Origin of the sequence: Acinetobacter sp. P8-3-8, from assembly GCF_000214135.1 — a bacterium.
GTDB lineage: Bacteria > Pseudomonadota > Gammaproteobacteria > Pseudomonadales > Moraxellaceae > Acinetobacter.
In genome coordinates this window covers 158,565-173,549 of the sequence record NZ_AFIE01000003.1, presented here as the reverse complement: position 1 = coordinate 173,549, position 14,985 = coordinate 158,565, and the positions used below count along the sequence as shown (strand labels likewise).

At 37.5% G+C, this 14,985-nt stretch carries 13 protein-coding genes and 4 tRNA genes; 7 read left to right on the top strand and 10 right to left on the bottom strand.

The features are described from left to right. Window positions 1-93 precede the first annotated feature (93 nt). Both GGG_RS0103085 and GGG_RS0103080 read left to right on the top strand, forming a co-directional pair. Window positions 94-960, top strand: a complete 867-nt coding sequence (locus GGG_RS0103085; RefSeq protein ID WP_010112160.1) for an acyl-CoA thioesterase II — start codon at window positions 94-96, stop codon at window positions 958-960. Window positions 961-1,165: 205 nt separating this feature from the next. After that, complete coding sequence (locus tag GGG_RS0103080; RefSeq protein WP_010112158.1) at window positions 1,166-1,546, top strand: hypothetical protein; 381 nt, start codon at window positions 1,166-1,168, stop codon at window positions 1,544-1,546. Window positions 1,547-1,693: 147 nt separating this feature from the next. Here the strand turns inward: GGG_RS0103080 and wrbA are convergent, their stop codons facing one another. After that, entirely contained in the window at window positions 1,694-2,287 is a 594-nt protein-coding gene (gene wrbA, locus GGG_RS0103075; protein ID WP_010112156.1) for an NAD(P)H:quinone oxidoreductase, read from the bottom strand. 112 nt (window positions 2,288-2,399) lie between these two features. Here wrbA and GGG_RS0103070 point away from each other — a divergent pair, with 112 nt between their 5' ends. Further along, window positions 2,400-3,641 carry a YihY family inner membrane protein gene (locus GGG_RS0103070; RefSeq protein WP_010112155.1) on the top strand — a complete coding sequence of 414 codons (1,242 nt, stop codon included), beginning with the start codon at window positions 2,400-2,402 and terminating at the stop codon, window positions 3,639-3,641. A gap of 186 nt (window positions 3,642-3,827) precedes the next feature. Here GGG_RS0103070 and yddG read toward each other — a convergent pair whose 3' ends face one another. After that, on the bottom strand, window positions 3,828-4,712 hold the full coding sequence (gene yddG / locus GGG_RS0103065) for an aromatic amino acid DMT transporter YddG (protein ID WP_010112154.1): 885 nt from the start codon (window positions 4,710-4,712) through the stop codon (window positions 3,828-3,830). 52 nt (window positions 4,713-4,764) lie between these two features. After that, window positions 4,765-5,700, bottom strand: a complete 936-nt coding sequence (locus GGG_RS0103060; RefSeq protein WP_010112153.1) for a DMT family transporter — start codon at window positions 5,698-5,700, stop codon at window positions 4,765-4,767. A 104-nt stretch (window positions 5,701-5,804) separates the two neighbouring features. On the opposite strand from GGG_RS0103060, the gene GGG_RS0103055 reads away from it, so the two are divergent. Further along, entirely contained in the window at window positions 5,805-6,605 is an 801-nt protein-coding gene (locus tag GGG_RS0103055) for a helix-turn-helix domain-containing protein (protein ID WP_010112152.1), read from the top strand. Window positions 6,606-7,038: 433 nt separating this feature from the next. On the opposite strand, the gene GGG_RS0103050 is transcribed toward GGG_RS0103055, so the two are convergent. Both GGG_RS0103050 and GGG_RS0103045 read right to left on the bottom strand, forming a co-directional pair. After that, a complete protein-coding gene (locus GGG_RS0103050; RefSeq protein WP_010112151.1) occupies window positions 7,039-7,677 on the bottom strand; it encodes a fumarylacetoacetate hydrolase family protein in 639 nt (212 codons plus the stop codon). A gap of 86 nt (window positions 7,678-7,763) precedes the next feature. Then, window positions 7,764-8,264, bottom strand: coding sequence for a YcxB family protein (locus GGG_RS0103045; RefSeq protein ID WP_010112150.1), 501 nt, complete (start codon window positions 8,262-8,264; stop codon window positions 7,764-7,766). A 170-nt stretch (window positions 8,265-8,434) separates the two neighbouring features. Between GGG_RS0103045 and GGG_RS0103040 the strand changes: the two genes are divergently transcribed. After that, entirely contained in the window at window positions 8,435-9,724 is a 1,290-nt protein-coding gene (locus tag GGG_RS0103040; protein WP_010112148.1) for a hypothetical protein, read from the top strand. Between the two features lie 429 nt (window positions 9,725-10,153). On the opposite strand, the gene GGG_RS0103035 is transcribed toward GGG_RS0103040, so the two are convergent. Together GGG_RS0103035 and GGG_RS0103030 are read right to left on the bottom strand one after the other, a co-directional pair. Further along, window positions 10,154-10,230: transfer RNA gene (locus tag GGG_RS0103035), tRNA-Arg, on the bottom strand. Window positions 10,231-10,373: 143 nt separating this feature from the next. After that, entirely contained in the window at window positions 10,374-10,571 is a 198-nt protein-coding gene (locus GGG_RS0103030) for a hypothetical protein (protein WP_010112147.1), read from the bottom strand. Between the two features lie 183 nt (window positions 10,572-10,754). Here GGG_RS0103030 and GGG_RS0103025 point away from each other — a divergent pair, with 183 nt between their 5' ends. Next, entirely contained in the window at window positions 10,755-11,720 is a 966-nt protein-coding gene (locus tag GGG_RS0103025) for a hypothetical protein (RefSeq protein ID WP_010112146.1), read from the top strand. A 68-nt stretch (window positions 11,721-11,788) separates the two neighbouring features. Here the strand turns inward: GGG_RS0103025 and GGG_RS0103020 are convergent. The 3 genes from GGG_RS0103020 to GGG_RS0103010 all read right to left on the bottom strand — a co-directional run bounded on the left by GGG_RS0103020 (window position 11,789) and on the right by GGG_RS0103010 (window position 12,099). Beyond that, window positions 11,789-11,865 (bottom strand) — tRNA-Arg (locus tag GGG_RS0103020). A gap of 51 nt (window positions 11,866-11,916) precedes the next feature. Continuing rightward, window positions 11,917-11,993 (bottom strand) — tRNA-Arg (locus GGG_RS0103015). Between the two features lie 16 nt (window positions 11,994-12,009). Then, a tRNA-Ser gene (locus GGG_RS0103010) sits at window positions 12,010-12,099 on the bottom strand. 267 nt (window positions 12,100-12,366) lie between these two features. On the opposite strand from GGG_RS0103010, the gene rnr reads away from it, so the two are divergent. Next, window positions 12,367-14,814 carry a ribonuclease R gene (gene rnr / locus GGG_RS0103005; RefSeq protein WP_029574418.1) on the top strand — a complete coding sequence of 816 codons (2,448 nt, stop codon included), beginning with the start codon at window positions 12,367-12,369 and terminating at the stop codon, window positions 14,812-14,814. Window positions 14,815-14,985 lie beyond the last annotated feature (171 nt).

The following is a 14,985-nucleotide window of genomic DNA, read 5'->3' as shown; positions in this document are numbered from 1 at the left end:
TTTATGAAAATAGAATAAACATTTTGACCATTCATTTCTTTTATGTTTTTCACTATATTTGAGTCGACATGATGATTTAGGCTATAAAATAGAATGGGATCAATTACACAAGAACTTGTTGATCTACTGAATGTACAACAATTAGACCAATACTTATTTCAAGGACAGTGTACCCAATTGTTCGGTTCACATTTATTCGGTGGGCAAATTCTCGGACAAGCTTTGATTGCAGCTTCTAAAACCACTGATCGACCTGTAAATTCCATGCATGCTTATTTTATACGCAGTGGTCGCACGGACTTACCTATTTTATATCAAGTACAAAATTTAAGAGATGGAAAAAGCTTCGTAACACGTCAAGTACATGCCTTACAAGATGGAGAAATCATTTTCTCTGCACTGCTATCTTTTGCGAAACCTGAACAAGGTTTGGAATATCAATGTCCTGAGCCTGAATACCCTGCACCTGATCAACTTATGTCAGAACAACAACATAAAGAATTGATTTATGCGGATATACCAGAAGCTAAACGCTCATTGTTAATGAAGCAATTCAATTTAAGGATGCATCCTGTACATCCTTTTAACCCATTTAAACCTGTTAAAAATCCAGCAGTTTATGCTGAATATGTCCAAACTTTTGAAAAGATTCCTGAAGATTTAGACACAGTCATGATGCATCAGGCAATCGTGGCATATTATTCAGATTACAACTTACTCACCACGTCACTCAGACCACATGGTGTAAGTTATGCCAATGGTGGTATTCGTAGTGCTAGCTTAGACCATAGCCTTCATTTTCATCATCCATTTAGAGCAGATCAATGGTTGCTTTATGATATGCATGCGACACGTTCCAGCCAATCGAGAGGAATGAATTATGGTCACTTCTGGCAAAACGGTCAGTTGGTGTGTAGTGTCAGTCAGGAAAGTTTAATGCGCCTTAAAGTGAAATCGTGAATGAATTGCGCTTAATTTAAGCTTGCGTATTCACATAAAATATAAAGACTTGCTTTGATATTCCTTTACAATCAAGAAAAACATCATCTGCTTTAGCATTATTTCAACTTTGCTAAGGATGAGACGATAGCGTGATGAAGGATAAATGGACTTATTTAAAGTGCATGGAAATTTCGTCTATATTTGCGACGACGAGTAAAGATCAATGACTGATGAACAAACCATAAGTTGTCCAAAATGTGGTTCAACTGACTTAGAACGACGTGACCACGAACAACTACTCGAAAAAGCAGGTACTGTATTACTTACCTCTGCTGGAGCAACAGCAGGTACAGTGGGTGGAGCAGCTGCTGGTGCTTCCGTGGGCGCTGCAATTGGAACAGTAGCAGGCCCTTTAGGTGTCATTGTTGGGGGCACAGTAGGAACTTTTGTGGGTGCAATCAGTGTTGGAATTACAGGTGGTTTCTTAGGCAGACGTTTTGGTAAAAAAGCTGGTGGAGTTGTCGACCAAAGTATCTTCTTTGATTATCAATGTAAAAAATGCAAACATCGCTTCAATGTGGAAAAAGTAGAAAAACCTGAATAAAACCCAATATTAAAAGGCTTCATTCATCAATCAACGATGAAGAATGAAGCCTTTGATTACGCTATTGATCATTTTATTTACAGCTTATATTTAAATAAAACAAAGACTGTATTGAGTTTAAAAATTAAAAGAATAAACTCAAACTTATTACGCAATTAATTTCTTAACCACTGCACCTAAACGCTTACCTTGCTCCTCACACAACGCCTTTTCATCTTGACTCAAACCTTGATCATGTCGTGGTCCGCTCACATGGCTTGCACCATACGGCGTTCCTCCAGATTTGGTGTTCGACAATGCAGGATGAGCATTGGTTAAACCCATGATCATCATGCCATGATGAAATAAAGGTGGAAGCATGGTCAGTAAAGTACTTTCTTGTCCGCCATGCATTGAACCAGAACTGGTAAATACACAAGCAGGTTTATTATGTAATGCACCATTTAACCAAAGGCTTGTCGTCTGATCCCAAAAGTATTTCATTTCAGAAGCCATATTGCCAAAGCGTGTTGGAGAACCTAAAGCCAAACCTGCACAATGTTGTAAATCATCCAGCGTACAATAGATATCCCCTTGCTCAGGAATACTGGCTTCTGCTTCTTTTACAACCGTTGAAAGATTCGGCACTGTTCGAATTTTTACTGCCATTCCAGCAGACTCAATACCATTGGCAATGAGATGCGCCATTTCCTTAGTAGAGCCGTATTTGCTGTAATATAAAACTAAAACATAAGCTTGCATATTTGTAGATATTCAAATTTAAAAATAAACTATACGGTATTTTGCTTCATTTTTGGGTAAGCTAGTCAGTGAAAATGGAATATATGCTGAAAATAATTGAGATAAAAGATATATGCTTGAATTACTGAAAAAACTTCCCTTTTACAATCAAACTTGGTTTCAATTCATTTTATTTGTACTGCGTCGTTTTGAAACCGATCGCTGTCGAGAGCAAGCAGGGTCATTGACCTATACCACTTTGTTTGCGGTTGTACCAATGCTGACCGTTTTTTTAGTCATTATTTCCTCCATCAAAGCATTAGAACCTGCTCGACAACAATTACAACAAATGATTTATAGCAATTTTCTGCCTAAAACCAGTATTGCTTTTGATAAAGCTTTTAATGTTTTTACAGAAAACTCAAGCAATCTTACGATTATCGGTATTCTATTTTTATTTATTACCACCGTGATGATGCTGACCAGTATCGAAACTGTGTTTAATCGAATTTGGCGAGTTCAAGAAACACGTAATGGTATCATTGGTTTTATGCGCTATTGGACGATTATTTCACTCGGCCCAATTTTACTGGGAAGTGCTTTCATCATTTCATCCACTTTGGCGTCCATGAGTATCCTGAGTAATAACTTTGCAGGCTATGAAGTTGATGGGACTGCTGTGTTTTGGATTATCTCTTTTTCACTCACAGTCCTTGGTTTTTTTATCCTGTATTGGACTATTCCTAATCGTCGTGTCCCCGTTCAAGCCGCAGCGATTGCAGGTTTGTTTAGCGCTGTGGTTTTTGAATTACTCAAAAACCTATTTGGTTTTGTCATGACCAATTTCACCAGTTATACCGTTGTTTATGGTGCATTTGCAGCGATTCCTATTTTCCTATTATGGATTTTTATGTCATGGAATATTGTACTTTTGGGGATCGAAATTAGTTATGCACTGACAGCATTTCACTCTGGAAAAGTACAAACACGGCATCCTGTATTAATGCTCTTGGATATTTTAGAGTTATTCTATAAAAAACAACAAACTGGACAAACTGTTACAGATGCCGAAGCATTAGAAATATTAGGTCGTGGAGAGATCGGTCGCTGGCCTGCGTATATATTATTGTTGGAAAAACAAAACTTAGTAAAACGCACCGATAATGATGAATACGTGCTTGTTCGAAATTTGGATACCATTGATTTTTGGTCATTTTATCAAGCCTTACCTTATACCCTCCCCAATCGTAATGATGTTAAAAATATCCATGACGATGACACGTGGATGCAAAAACTTGGCCCATCACTTATCGAATCTGATGAATATTTGGCAGCCAAATTATCCATACCGCTTTCAGCAATTTTTGATAAATAATCACGGAAATAGTGGGTCTTTTGCATGAGCTAACATGGATGTTGTCTATGCACATCCCGAATCTTATCAAATCTTAATTGATCAATGTAAATCGTTTGAAGTTCATATCGGCAGTCCGTTTTTATCCTACTGCCTCTTTATTTTTATCTTCTGTAGAATGAATAGATCGCATTATTTAATGTCTTGCTAATGTCTTACTGCTGTACTTTTCCAACAAATCAACGCGCCGATAGTGACCAGTATTGTCCCAATCCAAAAAGCCAATTGTGGTGTTGCATCTAGAATCAGCATAGACATCACAGAAGAAAGTATCGGCATAAAATAAGTCGCTAAAATCAGTAATTTCATATCGCCAAATTGCAGACTTTGATTCCAGTGGCTATATGCTATCCCAATCAAACTTCCTGTCATCACAATAGCACCCCACATTCCCAAACTTGGTAAAGTAAAAGGCTCAGCGGAAATAAAATGTATGCCCCATAACGCTATTGCAGTCACTGCAAAAAAGAACGGAACTGCATTATGCCCTTGCGCGTATTTTTTAGTAAACACACTAAAACAAGACCATAAAACGGCGCCGATTAAGGCAAAACTATACGCCATTGGATTTTGTTGCAACACAGACCAAAATTTTGATAGGGCTAAAACATCAGGATTCACCACCATCATTAAACCGAGAATAGCGAGAATAAAACCTAAAATAACAGGCCATCGATAACTCAGTTGTTTCGCTAAAATTGCCAAAAAAACCGTTAAAGGTGGCCATAAATAATTAATCATGCCAATGATTAAAACTTGTTCATGATTATGTGAATAGGCAACTGAACTTAAAAATAGAATTTCATAACAAACAAAAAGACTTCCACAACCCCATATATAGTGTTTGGGCATTTGACTCATTTTAGGAAAACCATTTAAACCCAAAATACACAGCGCACTAAAACTATAAATCAGCGCAAGCGCTAAAATTGGGCTAATAGATTCCGTAATCAACTTAACTACGGCAACCAAACTTGCCCAAATTAAAATGGAGGATAAGCCAAGCCATGTATAGCGATTGATCTGTTTCATTTTAGCTTTTTCATTTTAAATATTTCATCTGAATACTGTCATCTTAAATGGTTCATTTAGGGCTTTTAATAAATTCAAATCGATGTAATTTTCTTTCAATCCAAACATGTAAACTTACCACCATCACACCGAGTACCACCAAAGCTGTGCCCACAATAAAATTTAATTCAATCCGTTCATTTAAAAAGAGTACGCCAAAAATCATACCGAAAATTGGTGTCAGAAAAGAAAATACCCCCAAATGATTGGCAAGATAATGACGCAACAGCCAAAACCACAGCATTAAACTCATAAACGACATTATCAAGGTATGAAAAGCCAAACTCCCTATAGCGATGATTGTCCAATGAATTTCAGCTTGTCCTAAAATAAAAGCCAAAGGGAATAAAAACACAAAACCACCGAGCAATTGATAAAACAAAGTTTGGGTTGGATGTGCATCGGACAATTTGGTCAATCTTAAAGAAATCGTGGTGAGTGCCCACATGATCCCTGCAATCAGCGCTAAAACATCACCCAATAGCATGTCAGAACCGACAGCCTGATCATCCCGTCCCATAAATGTCACAACAATTCCAAGGAAAGCAATAAAAATCCCTCCCCACTGGATCATCGCCAAACGTTCAGTGGGTAATTTCCAATGCAGCCCTAAAGCCACAAAAATTGGAGCGGTATAGAGCAACACTACGCTATGTGAGGCTGTGGTGTAGCGCAATGCTTCAGCTACAAGAAAAAACTCAGCTGAGAATAATAAAGCAATCCAAATGCCTGGTATAAAATATTCTTTAGAAAATAAGCTTACCCCTTGTTGCAATTGAATCAAGGGCAAAACCATAAGCGCTGATAAGCCTGAACGGATTGCGATTTGCATAATCGGTGAAATATCTGCGGCGGCAATTTTCAAAACCACCTGTTGTATTCCCCAAATGATACAAATACCCACCATTAAACTGGATGCTTTTGCATCGAGTGCTTTGCGCATATCCACAGACGTGACTCAAATAGGATGATCTTGAATACACTATAATCCTGTCAATTTTGTAGGATATACTTTAAAACAGACAACAAATCTTTTTATTCAGGCATTTTCAAATGATAAAAAAAATAAAGTCATCCTTTGAATCTCCAACACGGCTTAAAACCAATGATGTTATTGGCGCACCGTTATGGCTACATTTCCGAGATGATCCTGCTTTGTCAATTTATCCTGAACATGGTCATGCATGGGGTGAGTTCGTTTATGCATTTAACGGCGTGATGGAAGTGAATATTGAGCAAATGAATTATATCACTCCACCGCCCTACGGAATTTGGTTACCACCTCATTTGAATCACAGTGGTTTAAATCGGACATCGGTATCACATGCGACTTTGTATATACATGAATCTTTATGTGAACATTTACCTCAACAAGCAGGCATTCTTTTATCATCTCCATTGGTCACTGCAATTTTACAGCACTTAAAACAGCATCTTATGGAGGAAACAGATCCTGAATATTTACGTCTTCTTCAAGTTTTATTGGATCAATTACATCATGCTGAACTCATTGGAAGTTATTTACCACATACAGAACACCCTACACTTAAACAACTCTTAGATTTTTTACATGCAGATCCTACGGATAACAGCACTTTAGAAGATTTAGCCAAACGCATAAACATGACTGAACGTACTTTAGCGCGTTTAAGTTTGAAAGAACTTTCGATGTCTTTGAATGAGTGGCGACAACGTTTAAAAGTGATGAAAGCGATGTCGATGTTAGATGAAGGGAGAACAGTCGAAAATATTGCTTTGGATTTGGGCTATGCCAATTCATCAGCCTTTATTAATATGTTCAAGCGTTGGATGAAAATCACACCTGATCAGTTTAGAAAATTACTACATCGTTGATTTAACTTATTTAACCTGAGTTCGAGATAAGATATGTTCCCAACTATATGATACGCGGAAACGTCAGTCGCATTGTTCGAGGCAGGGCTACATCTGCAATATACTGTTTTTGCGATATATTAGGTACTTGATAGTATCTGTCGAGTTGGCGACTGACGAATGGTTTTGCCTACTTTTCCCGAAAGAAAAGTAGGTCGAACCGAAGGTTAATCCTTGCATTTGACTTTAACCGGTAAGACTCCGTTGTGCCTGATCTATCTTTTCAATAACTTACATCAAAGTTTATCCCGAACTGACGTCATTTATCTATTGATTTAGACATGCCCAATAAAATTTATTAAATCATGGATGATAAAAAACGGATTAAAACCTTTATTTTAATCCGCTTGTATTCACTATAAACTTGAAATAGAAAATCTTACTTCACAAAATCCTACTTCACAAAAGTTTTCCAAACAAAATCATGACTCTGACCATTTAAAGTCATGGTTAATTGATCACCTGAAGCCAATGCTGCTACACCTGCTGGCGTACCCGTCATCACCACATCACCAGGTTCTAAAGAAAAAACTTGGCTAATATCTGCCAGTAAATAACCAATATCAAAAATCAATAATGAAGTATCCCCTTTTTGACGAACTTGATCATTCACAGCAAATTCAAAAGTGATTGCAGACCAATCTTTCACTTCATCTAAGCTTACCCAATCTGCAAGAACACATGCACCATCAAACGCCTTCGAACGTTCCCAAGGCTGACCTTTTTTCTTCAAATCATCTTGTAAATCACGCAAAGTTAAATCTAAACCCAACGTGACGGCACCAATTGCTTCAAGTGCCTTCTCAGGGTTAGTTTCACCTTTTAAAGGCTGGTCTATACGTAAAGTTAATTCACATTCATGGTGGCAATTGCCCCAATTCTCATTCCAAGAAATACCGTCTTCCAACGAGATCAGCGTACTGGGCGGTTTGATAAATAAGACTGGACGATCTGGAATCGCATTGCCTAATTCTGCGGCATGCGCTGCATAACTACGACCGACACACACAATTTTAGATGGACGTGTACTCATATTGCTCCCTTCTTATTTCATCACCATTTAACAACTTTGCAGGTCAATACCCATGATTGACCAGACTCAATAACAACGCTTTGATCTTATTTTTTAAATGTATTTACAAAAATGGATTGCTCCGCTGAAGCTTCAAACGCACGCTTTGGTACGATGATCACCGTTCGATTTTTCAATTCAATCATATACGTCAGCTTACCTTCTGCAAATTTTTGTACATCAGCATAGTGGAAAACTTGTTTCGGACGACCACTACTAAAAATTTCAGCATAATCTTGAAATAGCTCGATCCCTTGTTCACTTTTACCAAACTGATATTTTACGAATTGTCTTTTAAACATCATTGGTAAAAACCAATAACGCATGAGTATTTGTAAAATAAGGAAAAAACCACCTAAATAAACATAGTACTGACCCACACCATCAAAACCAAGGTAAATACCCCACGCAATAATCCCGATACTGATCAAAGGTGTAAGTAATTGACTGATTTGCTTTTTACCAAAAGTGGCAAGCTTAAAACCGTCTTGAGATTCTTCTAAATTAAGATAATAACGTGCTGATAATGCAGGCTTACTGTCTGACATAGTTGTTTCAATACAAATCAATTACGATGCCAAGATATTACACTAGATTTGAATGAGCATGATGCTTTTCATCCTGAATTACAGAACACCTCTATTGTTATCTGGTAAATCATTTTAAAAATAGCGCTCCCAGCTCCTGTATGGGCTCGAATAACAATAAAGGAAAAATGATGAACACTTTTCACGCAATGATTTGCCTTATTCTTCTGAGTAGTATTAGCTCGATCAGTTGTGCAAAATTAATCACATGGACTGACAATATTCCCAGTGGAATAAAACCTTTCGATAACAATATCCAACAAGTGGCTGCAATTGCTCAAGATAATATTTTAATCTACTCACATCCTGCGGTAAAAACCGCCCTACCGACTTTAAAAAGCAGCACTCAACCCATTGCTAAATTTTCTACCGCAGCGATTGTTGTTCCTGTGAGTAGCCAAGAAGTTGCCAAAATATTGAGTAATTACACGCAGTATGTGGGTTTATTCCCAACATTAAAATCTGCAAAAGTCATAGAGAAAGCTGGCAATGTCAGCCAAGTTAAATACAGAATTTCTATTCCTACCCCCATTCCAGTATTGAATTTTAATGAGGATGTGGTCTTTCAACACCAAATTGGAGTAAACAGTATTTCAAGTTTGGTGGTTGATGCCCCGATCCCCTATGGATTAGGCAAATTTGAATGGTTTAGTTTGGGAGATCAAAAGACGTTGATTACGCTCACCCAATGGGGTGATTTAAATCAACCGCAAGGTTTCTTATTTAAACAGATCATCTCCGCTTTTCCTGAGCTTAAATTAGGCGCTCCGCAAAGTACCAATGCTTTTATTTTAGAAGCTTTAAAAATCCGTTTGAGTCAGAAGAAAGTGACGGCACTTAATGTAGGACAATTCCCAAATCCTCAACTCAACAGCACTCAGGTGAATAAAATTGCTCAAGTCAGTGCCAATTCACAACAGCCCGTGAGTATTATTTTGAATCCGAGCACCGTACCTTATACACATGGTCGTGAAGCTTTACGATTTACCACCACTTATCAATATTTTAAAACCACCCCACAACACATGCAGAAATGGACGCAACCCATGTCCTACAAAGAAGTATTCCCGAAACAAATTAAAAGCATCACCACCACTGCGCTCAATCAGCAAGAACAAGACGCTGAATTTAAAGTCAGTGTTGGACTTGGTGTGATTAGTATTCCTTTTGATTTTAAAATGCATTTTGCTTATCCGAAACCTACTGAAAATAATTTCTATGCCAATGGTGGAGATTTACGTTATTTAAAAGGACAGATTCAGTTTTTCCCACAAGGCAATGACACTTTATTGAAAATGACCACAACCATGAAAGTTGATGAAAAAGCACCTTTTTTACTTAGAGCAGCACGTAGTTTGCCTTACCATGAAATGTTGCCTGCTGTGGGTGCGAATGCAATTTTTGTACAGAAAATCAAATAGTTTGAGTCACTTAGATTATTAGCTTAAAAAAGTAAGTATTTATTTTTATTCTAATTTAACCTAAGCTCGATATATCCCAACTATATGATACACGGAAACGTCAGTCGCATTGTTCGAGGCATGAGGAATATATTCCGCAAGATCTGCAATATACTCTGTTTTTGCAATATATTTGATACTTGATAGTATCTGTTGAGTTGGCGACTGACAAATGGTTTTGCCTACTTTTCCCGAAAGAAAAGTAGGTCGAACCGAAGGTTAATCCTTGTATCTGACTTTAAACGGTAAGACTCCGCTTTGCTTGATCTATATTTTCAATAACTTACATCAGAGCTTGTCCCGAACTGACGTTAATTTAAATCTATATTAATTTTCAGACACAAAAAAACCGCAATTAAGCGGTAATTTTCATCTTTCGATGTATTCAAGTGGTGCGCTCAGAGAGATTCGAACTCCCGACCCCTTAGTTCGTAGCCAAGTGCTCTATCCAGCTGAGCTATGAGCGCGACGTCTTGATGGGACGCATTATACGCCTTTTCACGTTTTTGTTAAGGGTTATTTTATCGATTACATACTGAATGTTTAGTATTTGGACGATCTATCACTTCTCATCCATTGCACATTACGGATAAACAAAGAATACATCCCCCTATTCAGCCGTTACAATCTCAAGGATTTCCATACATTCAGCACAGAAAATCACGTATTCATTCTCTAGGCTTTGAATTTTAAGCTCATAAACAAAACCTGTTAAAGTTCGATCGCAACCATCACATTGTTTTAATTCAAGATGGCAAATGAAATCAATATGTTCATAAATATAATATCCATCTGTATATTTCGTCATGTTGTTATTTCACATGTCTCTATTCTTAGATCTATTTTAAAGCTTTTATGTTGAAAATAGCGGTCGATTCAATACACCTGCGACAAGAATAGACGTTTAGAGTTTTCTAAAAAATGATTTTTTGATTCAAATATCATCAACTTGTTATATCATCTTTTTCATCACTCAAAAACAATGAGAAAAATGGGACATTATTCAACACTTTGGATTTCATCCAATTTAGATCGAACAGATGGTGAAATAGCTGAGCATGACATTTACCAAGAAGTTAAATATGCGATTCCATTGTTTTGGTTAGCGTTGTTTAGAACTGAGCACATTATTAAACTAAGCAATGATAGTGATGAACTTTATTATCGATTTGAAGCACCTGCTTATCAATGTATTACAACATTCAAAGAACGCCTAAGTATTTGGACTCCGTTATTCAATAACGAACGAGTTGAAATATTAGCAACTACATTTCTTCAGTTTTTGCAGAATTATTCTCAGCACATTATTGTCTTAGACGTTTACGATATCCTTTCAATGTATATTGATTACAGCAGTGAAGAAGCCGAATTAGAAATGCGTACAATGATTAACTGGCTAGAAGAAAAACATCTTAATCCTAGTTCTGAACATCATAATTTAGCGTGCTTACCAACATATGAATTCAAAACCTCTCAAGATCGGTATTTACTTATAGATGGTTTCGGTAAAGAGTTACTACCTTGCCCCGAAGTAGATGAATGGCTTGAAAAGAATGAAACAGAAATAGCTCAATCCCCTATAGAATCTAACGCAACTGAGCTCGATTACTCCATAGATGAAGAAACTTTTTATCGTATTCTCATCACAAAAGGTGAAGTATTTTCAGAAAATCTACTCGGGTTCCAACATCGTTACACATTCTTAGTCAGAATTTCAGATTCAAAAAAAAGGACTATATTTGTGAACTCTCTACTCATTGCAGAAATTATTTACTTTGCGTTCTTTTGGTTTATTTTAGTTATTATTAGTGTCCTATTTTCATGGAGTATGATCAATAACACTGTTGGAAAGGCATTCGCCACAATTGCAACATTAGGATTCATTACGTGGTATTTTTGGAAAAAGATTGCTTATCGTATTAATTTACTTAAGAACTTAAAACCAATCATTAGTTAACAACCAAACTCCAGACACAAAAAAACCGCAATTAAGCGGTTATTTTTCATCTTTCGATGTGTTCAAGTTGGTGCGCTCAGAGAGATTCGAACTCCCGACCCCTTAGTTCGTAGCCAAGTGCTCTATCCAGCTGAGCTATGAGCGCAATACTTGTGTTGTCGAGCTATCGACTTCGTTACATCACGATTAACTTGATTGGTGCGCTCAGAGAGATTCGAACTCCCGACCCCTTAGTTCGTAGCCAAGTGCTCTATCCAGCTGAGCTATGAGCGCATCATAAGTTATTCGTTGGCGGTGAGAGAGGGATTCGAACCCTCGATACAGTTACCCGTATGCATCCTTAGCAGGGATGTGGTTTCAGCCACTCACCCATCTCACCGTAACGAGCCGCCATAATACAAAGTAAAACTCGTTTCAGCAAGCCATCAGCCTAAAAAAGTTATAGATTTTTACTCAATTAAATACTTTTTAAGCAATTTTCATCATTTTGTCGTTTTTTTAGTCTTTAAATGCTGCTAATTAAATGAAAATTTAAAGAAATCTCCCTAAACTTAAATTTAAAGCGCATTATTGCAATCAATTACGTGCAGTCTGGCACTGTATGACTTATGCTAATCCTATCTTCTGACTAGAAACCAAATACATGATGAAAAATTGGGTCGATCCTGAAGCTAAAGCTGAAGCTGAACGTTATGACAATCCTATTCCAAGTCGTACGCTCATCTTAGAAATCATTGAGCAAAAAAAACAATCTCTGTCGCATGCAGACCTTGTGAGTCTGTTTGAAATTGCAGATCAAAAAAGTATAGATGCGCTCAGCCATCGCTTAAGTGCAATGGTACGTGACGGTCAGCTAATGAAAGATGGTTTTAAATATCAGCTCATGGCAGATCAACCTACATTAGATGCAACTGTTTATATCAACTCAAAAGGTTTGGGTGTTGCCAGTTTAGATGGCAAGAAAGATGAATTTTTATTGCCTGAGCGTGAGTTACGCCAAGTCTTTCATGGTGATCGAGTCAAAGTCCAACAAACCTCGGTGGATCGTAAAGGTAAAGCTTGGGGCTATATTACCGAAGTCACTCAACGTCGTATTAAGCAATTGATTGGTAAAGTTGCAGAATTTGAAGGTGAATATTTTATTCAACCTGCAAATCCCAATGCACACCAACCGATTACTTTAGAAAAAGAACTTATTGAACATGCCAAAGCTAAAATTGGCGATGCATTACGTGTAGAAATTGATGACTATCCGACTCGCGATAATTTTGCGACAGGACATGTCATTCAATCGATGGCAGATAAAGCGGATACTGAAATTATTATCCCACAAACCATTTTAGAATATGGTTTACCTTATGAATTTCCAGAAGAAGTAGTCAAAGAAGCTGAAAGCTTTAAAGAACCAAGTGCTCAAGATCATGCAGGTCGTATTGATATACGTGATTTACCCTTGGTCACCATTGATGGTGAAGATGCACGTGATTTCGATGATGCAGTCTATGCTGAAAAACGTCCAGGTGGTGGTTATCGTGTGGTTGTTGCTATCGCAGATGTGAGTCACTATGTCCGTTCAGGTAAGCCTTTGGATGATGAAGCGCAAGAACGTGGTACATCGGTATATTTTCCACATTATGTATTACCCATGCTTCCCGAAGCACTTTCTAATGGCTTGTGTTCTTTAAATCCACACGTTGACCGTTTGTGTATGGTGTGTGATTTAAATTTAAGTCGTGCAGGTAAAGTGACTAAATTTGAATTTTATCCATCGGTGATGCATTCAAAGGCACGTTTAACCTATACCCAAGTTGCACAATATTTTGACGGCGACAGCACTGCTGTTCCTGAAGATCGTGATGTACGTAAATCATTGAATACTTTGTATCAATTGTATGAAACTTTAAAAGGCTTACGTGCTGAACGTCATGCAATGGAATTTGAAACCGTTGAAACCTATATGACGTTTGATGAATTAGGTGGAATTAATGAAATCCTACCTCGTTCACGTAATGTTGCACACAAACTGATTGAAGAATGCATGTTGCTTGCCAACGTTGCCGCAGCGGAATATTGCTTAAAGCATGATATTCCAATGTTATACCGTGTGCATGAAGCGCCTGAGTTCTCACGTATTCAAAAAGTTCGTGATTTTGTGAAATTACTGGGCTTAAAATTTCCAGAACAGCCGACTCAAGCGGATTATCAAGCCGTTATTGAAGCAACCAAAGACCGTATTGATGCACCAAGTATTCATGCGGTATTGCTCCGTTCAATGATGCAAGCTTTTTATGGCGCAAAAAATGTAGGTCATTATGGTTTGGCTTATGAAGCGTATACACACTTTACCTCACCTATTCGTCGTTATCCTGACTTGCTATTGCACCGTGCAATTAAGGCACATTTAACACAAAAACCATCGCCACTTTCAGGTGCTGCTTTAGATGATGCAGGTGAACATTTTTCTGCAACTGAACGCCGTGCCGATGAAGCCTCTCGCTCAGTTACTTCATGGTTAAAATGCCACTATATGCAACAGCATTTGGGTGAAGAATTTGTCGGTGTGATCAGTGCAACAGCTGAGTTTGGTTTATTTATCACACTCAAAGATTTGTATGTCGATGGTATGGTGCATGTCAGCCAATTAGGCGATGACTATTTTGTTTTTGATCAAGCAAGTCAAAACTTAGTTGGGCAAAATCGTGGTCAAACTTTTGGTTTGGGCGATGAAGTCAAAATTAAAGTCGCTGGCGTGAATCTTGAAGAACGTAAGATTGACTTTGAGTTGTTACAGCAACTTTCTCATGCAGGTCGTGCGATTCGTAGTCGTGCACCTCGTGTTGCCAAAGCAACTGCAAAAGAAGAAGTTTTTTCTGAACGTCCAACCAAAGTAAAATCTGAATCTAGCGATGCAAAAGTCAGTGAAGATGGAGAACGTCCCATTCGAAAGAAAAAATCCAAAGGAAAGCCCAGTTCTTACAATAAAAAACCTAGTGCAAGTCCTTCAACAAAGTCTGAAACGAAGGTTAAAGATAAAGTGAAGAAAAAGGCTAAGGCGAAAAAGAAAAAGTCTAATGCGAAAGCTAAGACCGAGTAATTTTTAAATGGCTTCATCGGAATAGTTTCAAAATGAGAGAGCTTCGGCTCTCTTTTTTATGGCTAAAGATTAGAGTTCAATCTTTAAATTTGAGTATTCTTTTAAAAACTGAACCAAATAATTCAAATCATCCATACAATTAAAATTTTGTTCAGAACTTTTAAAATTCTT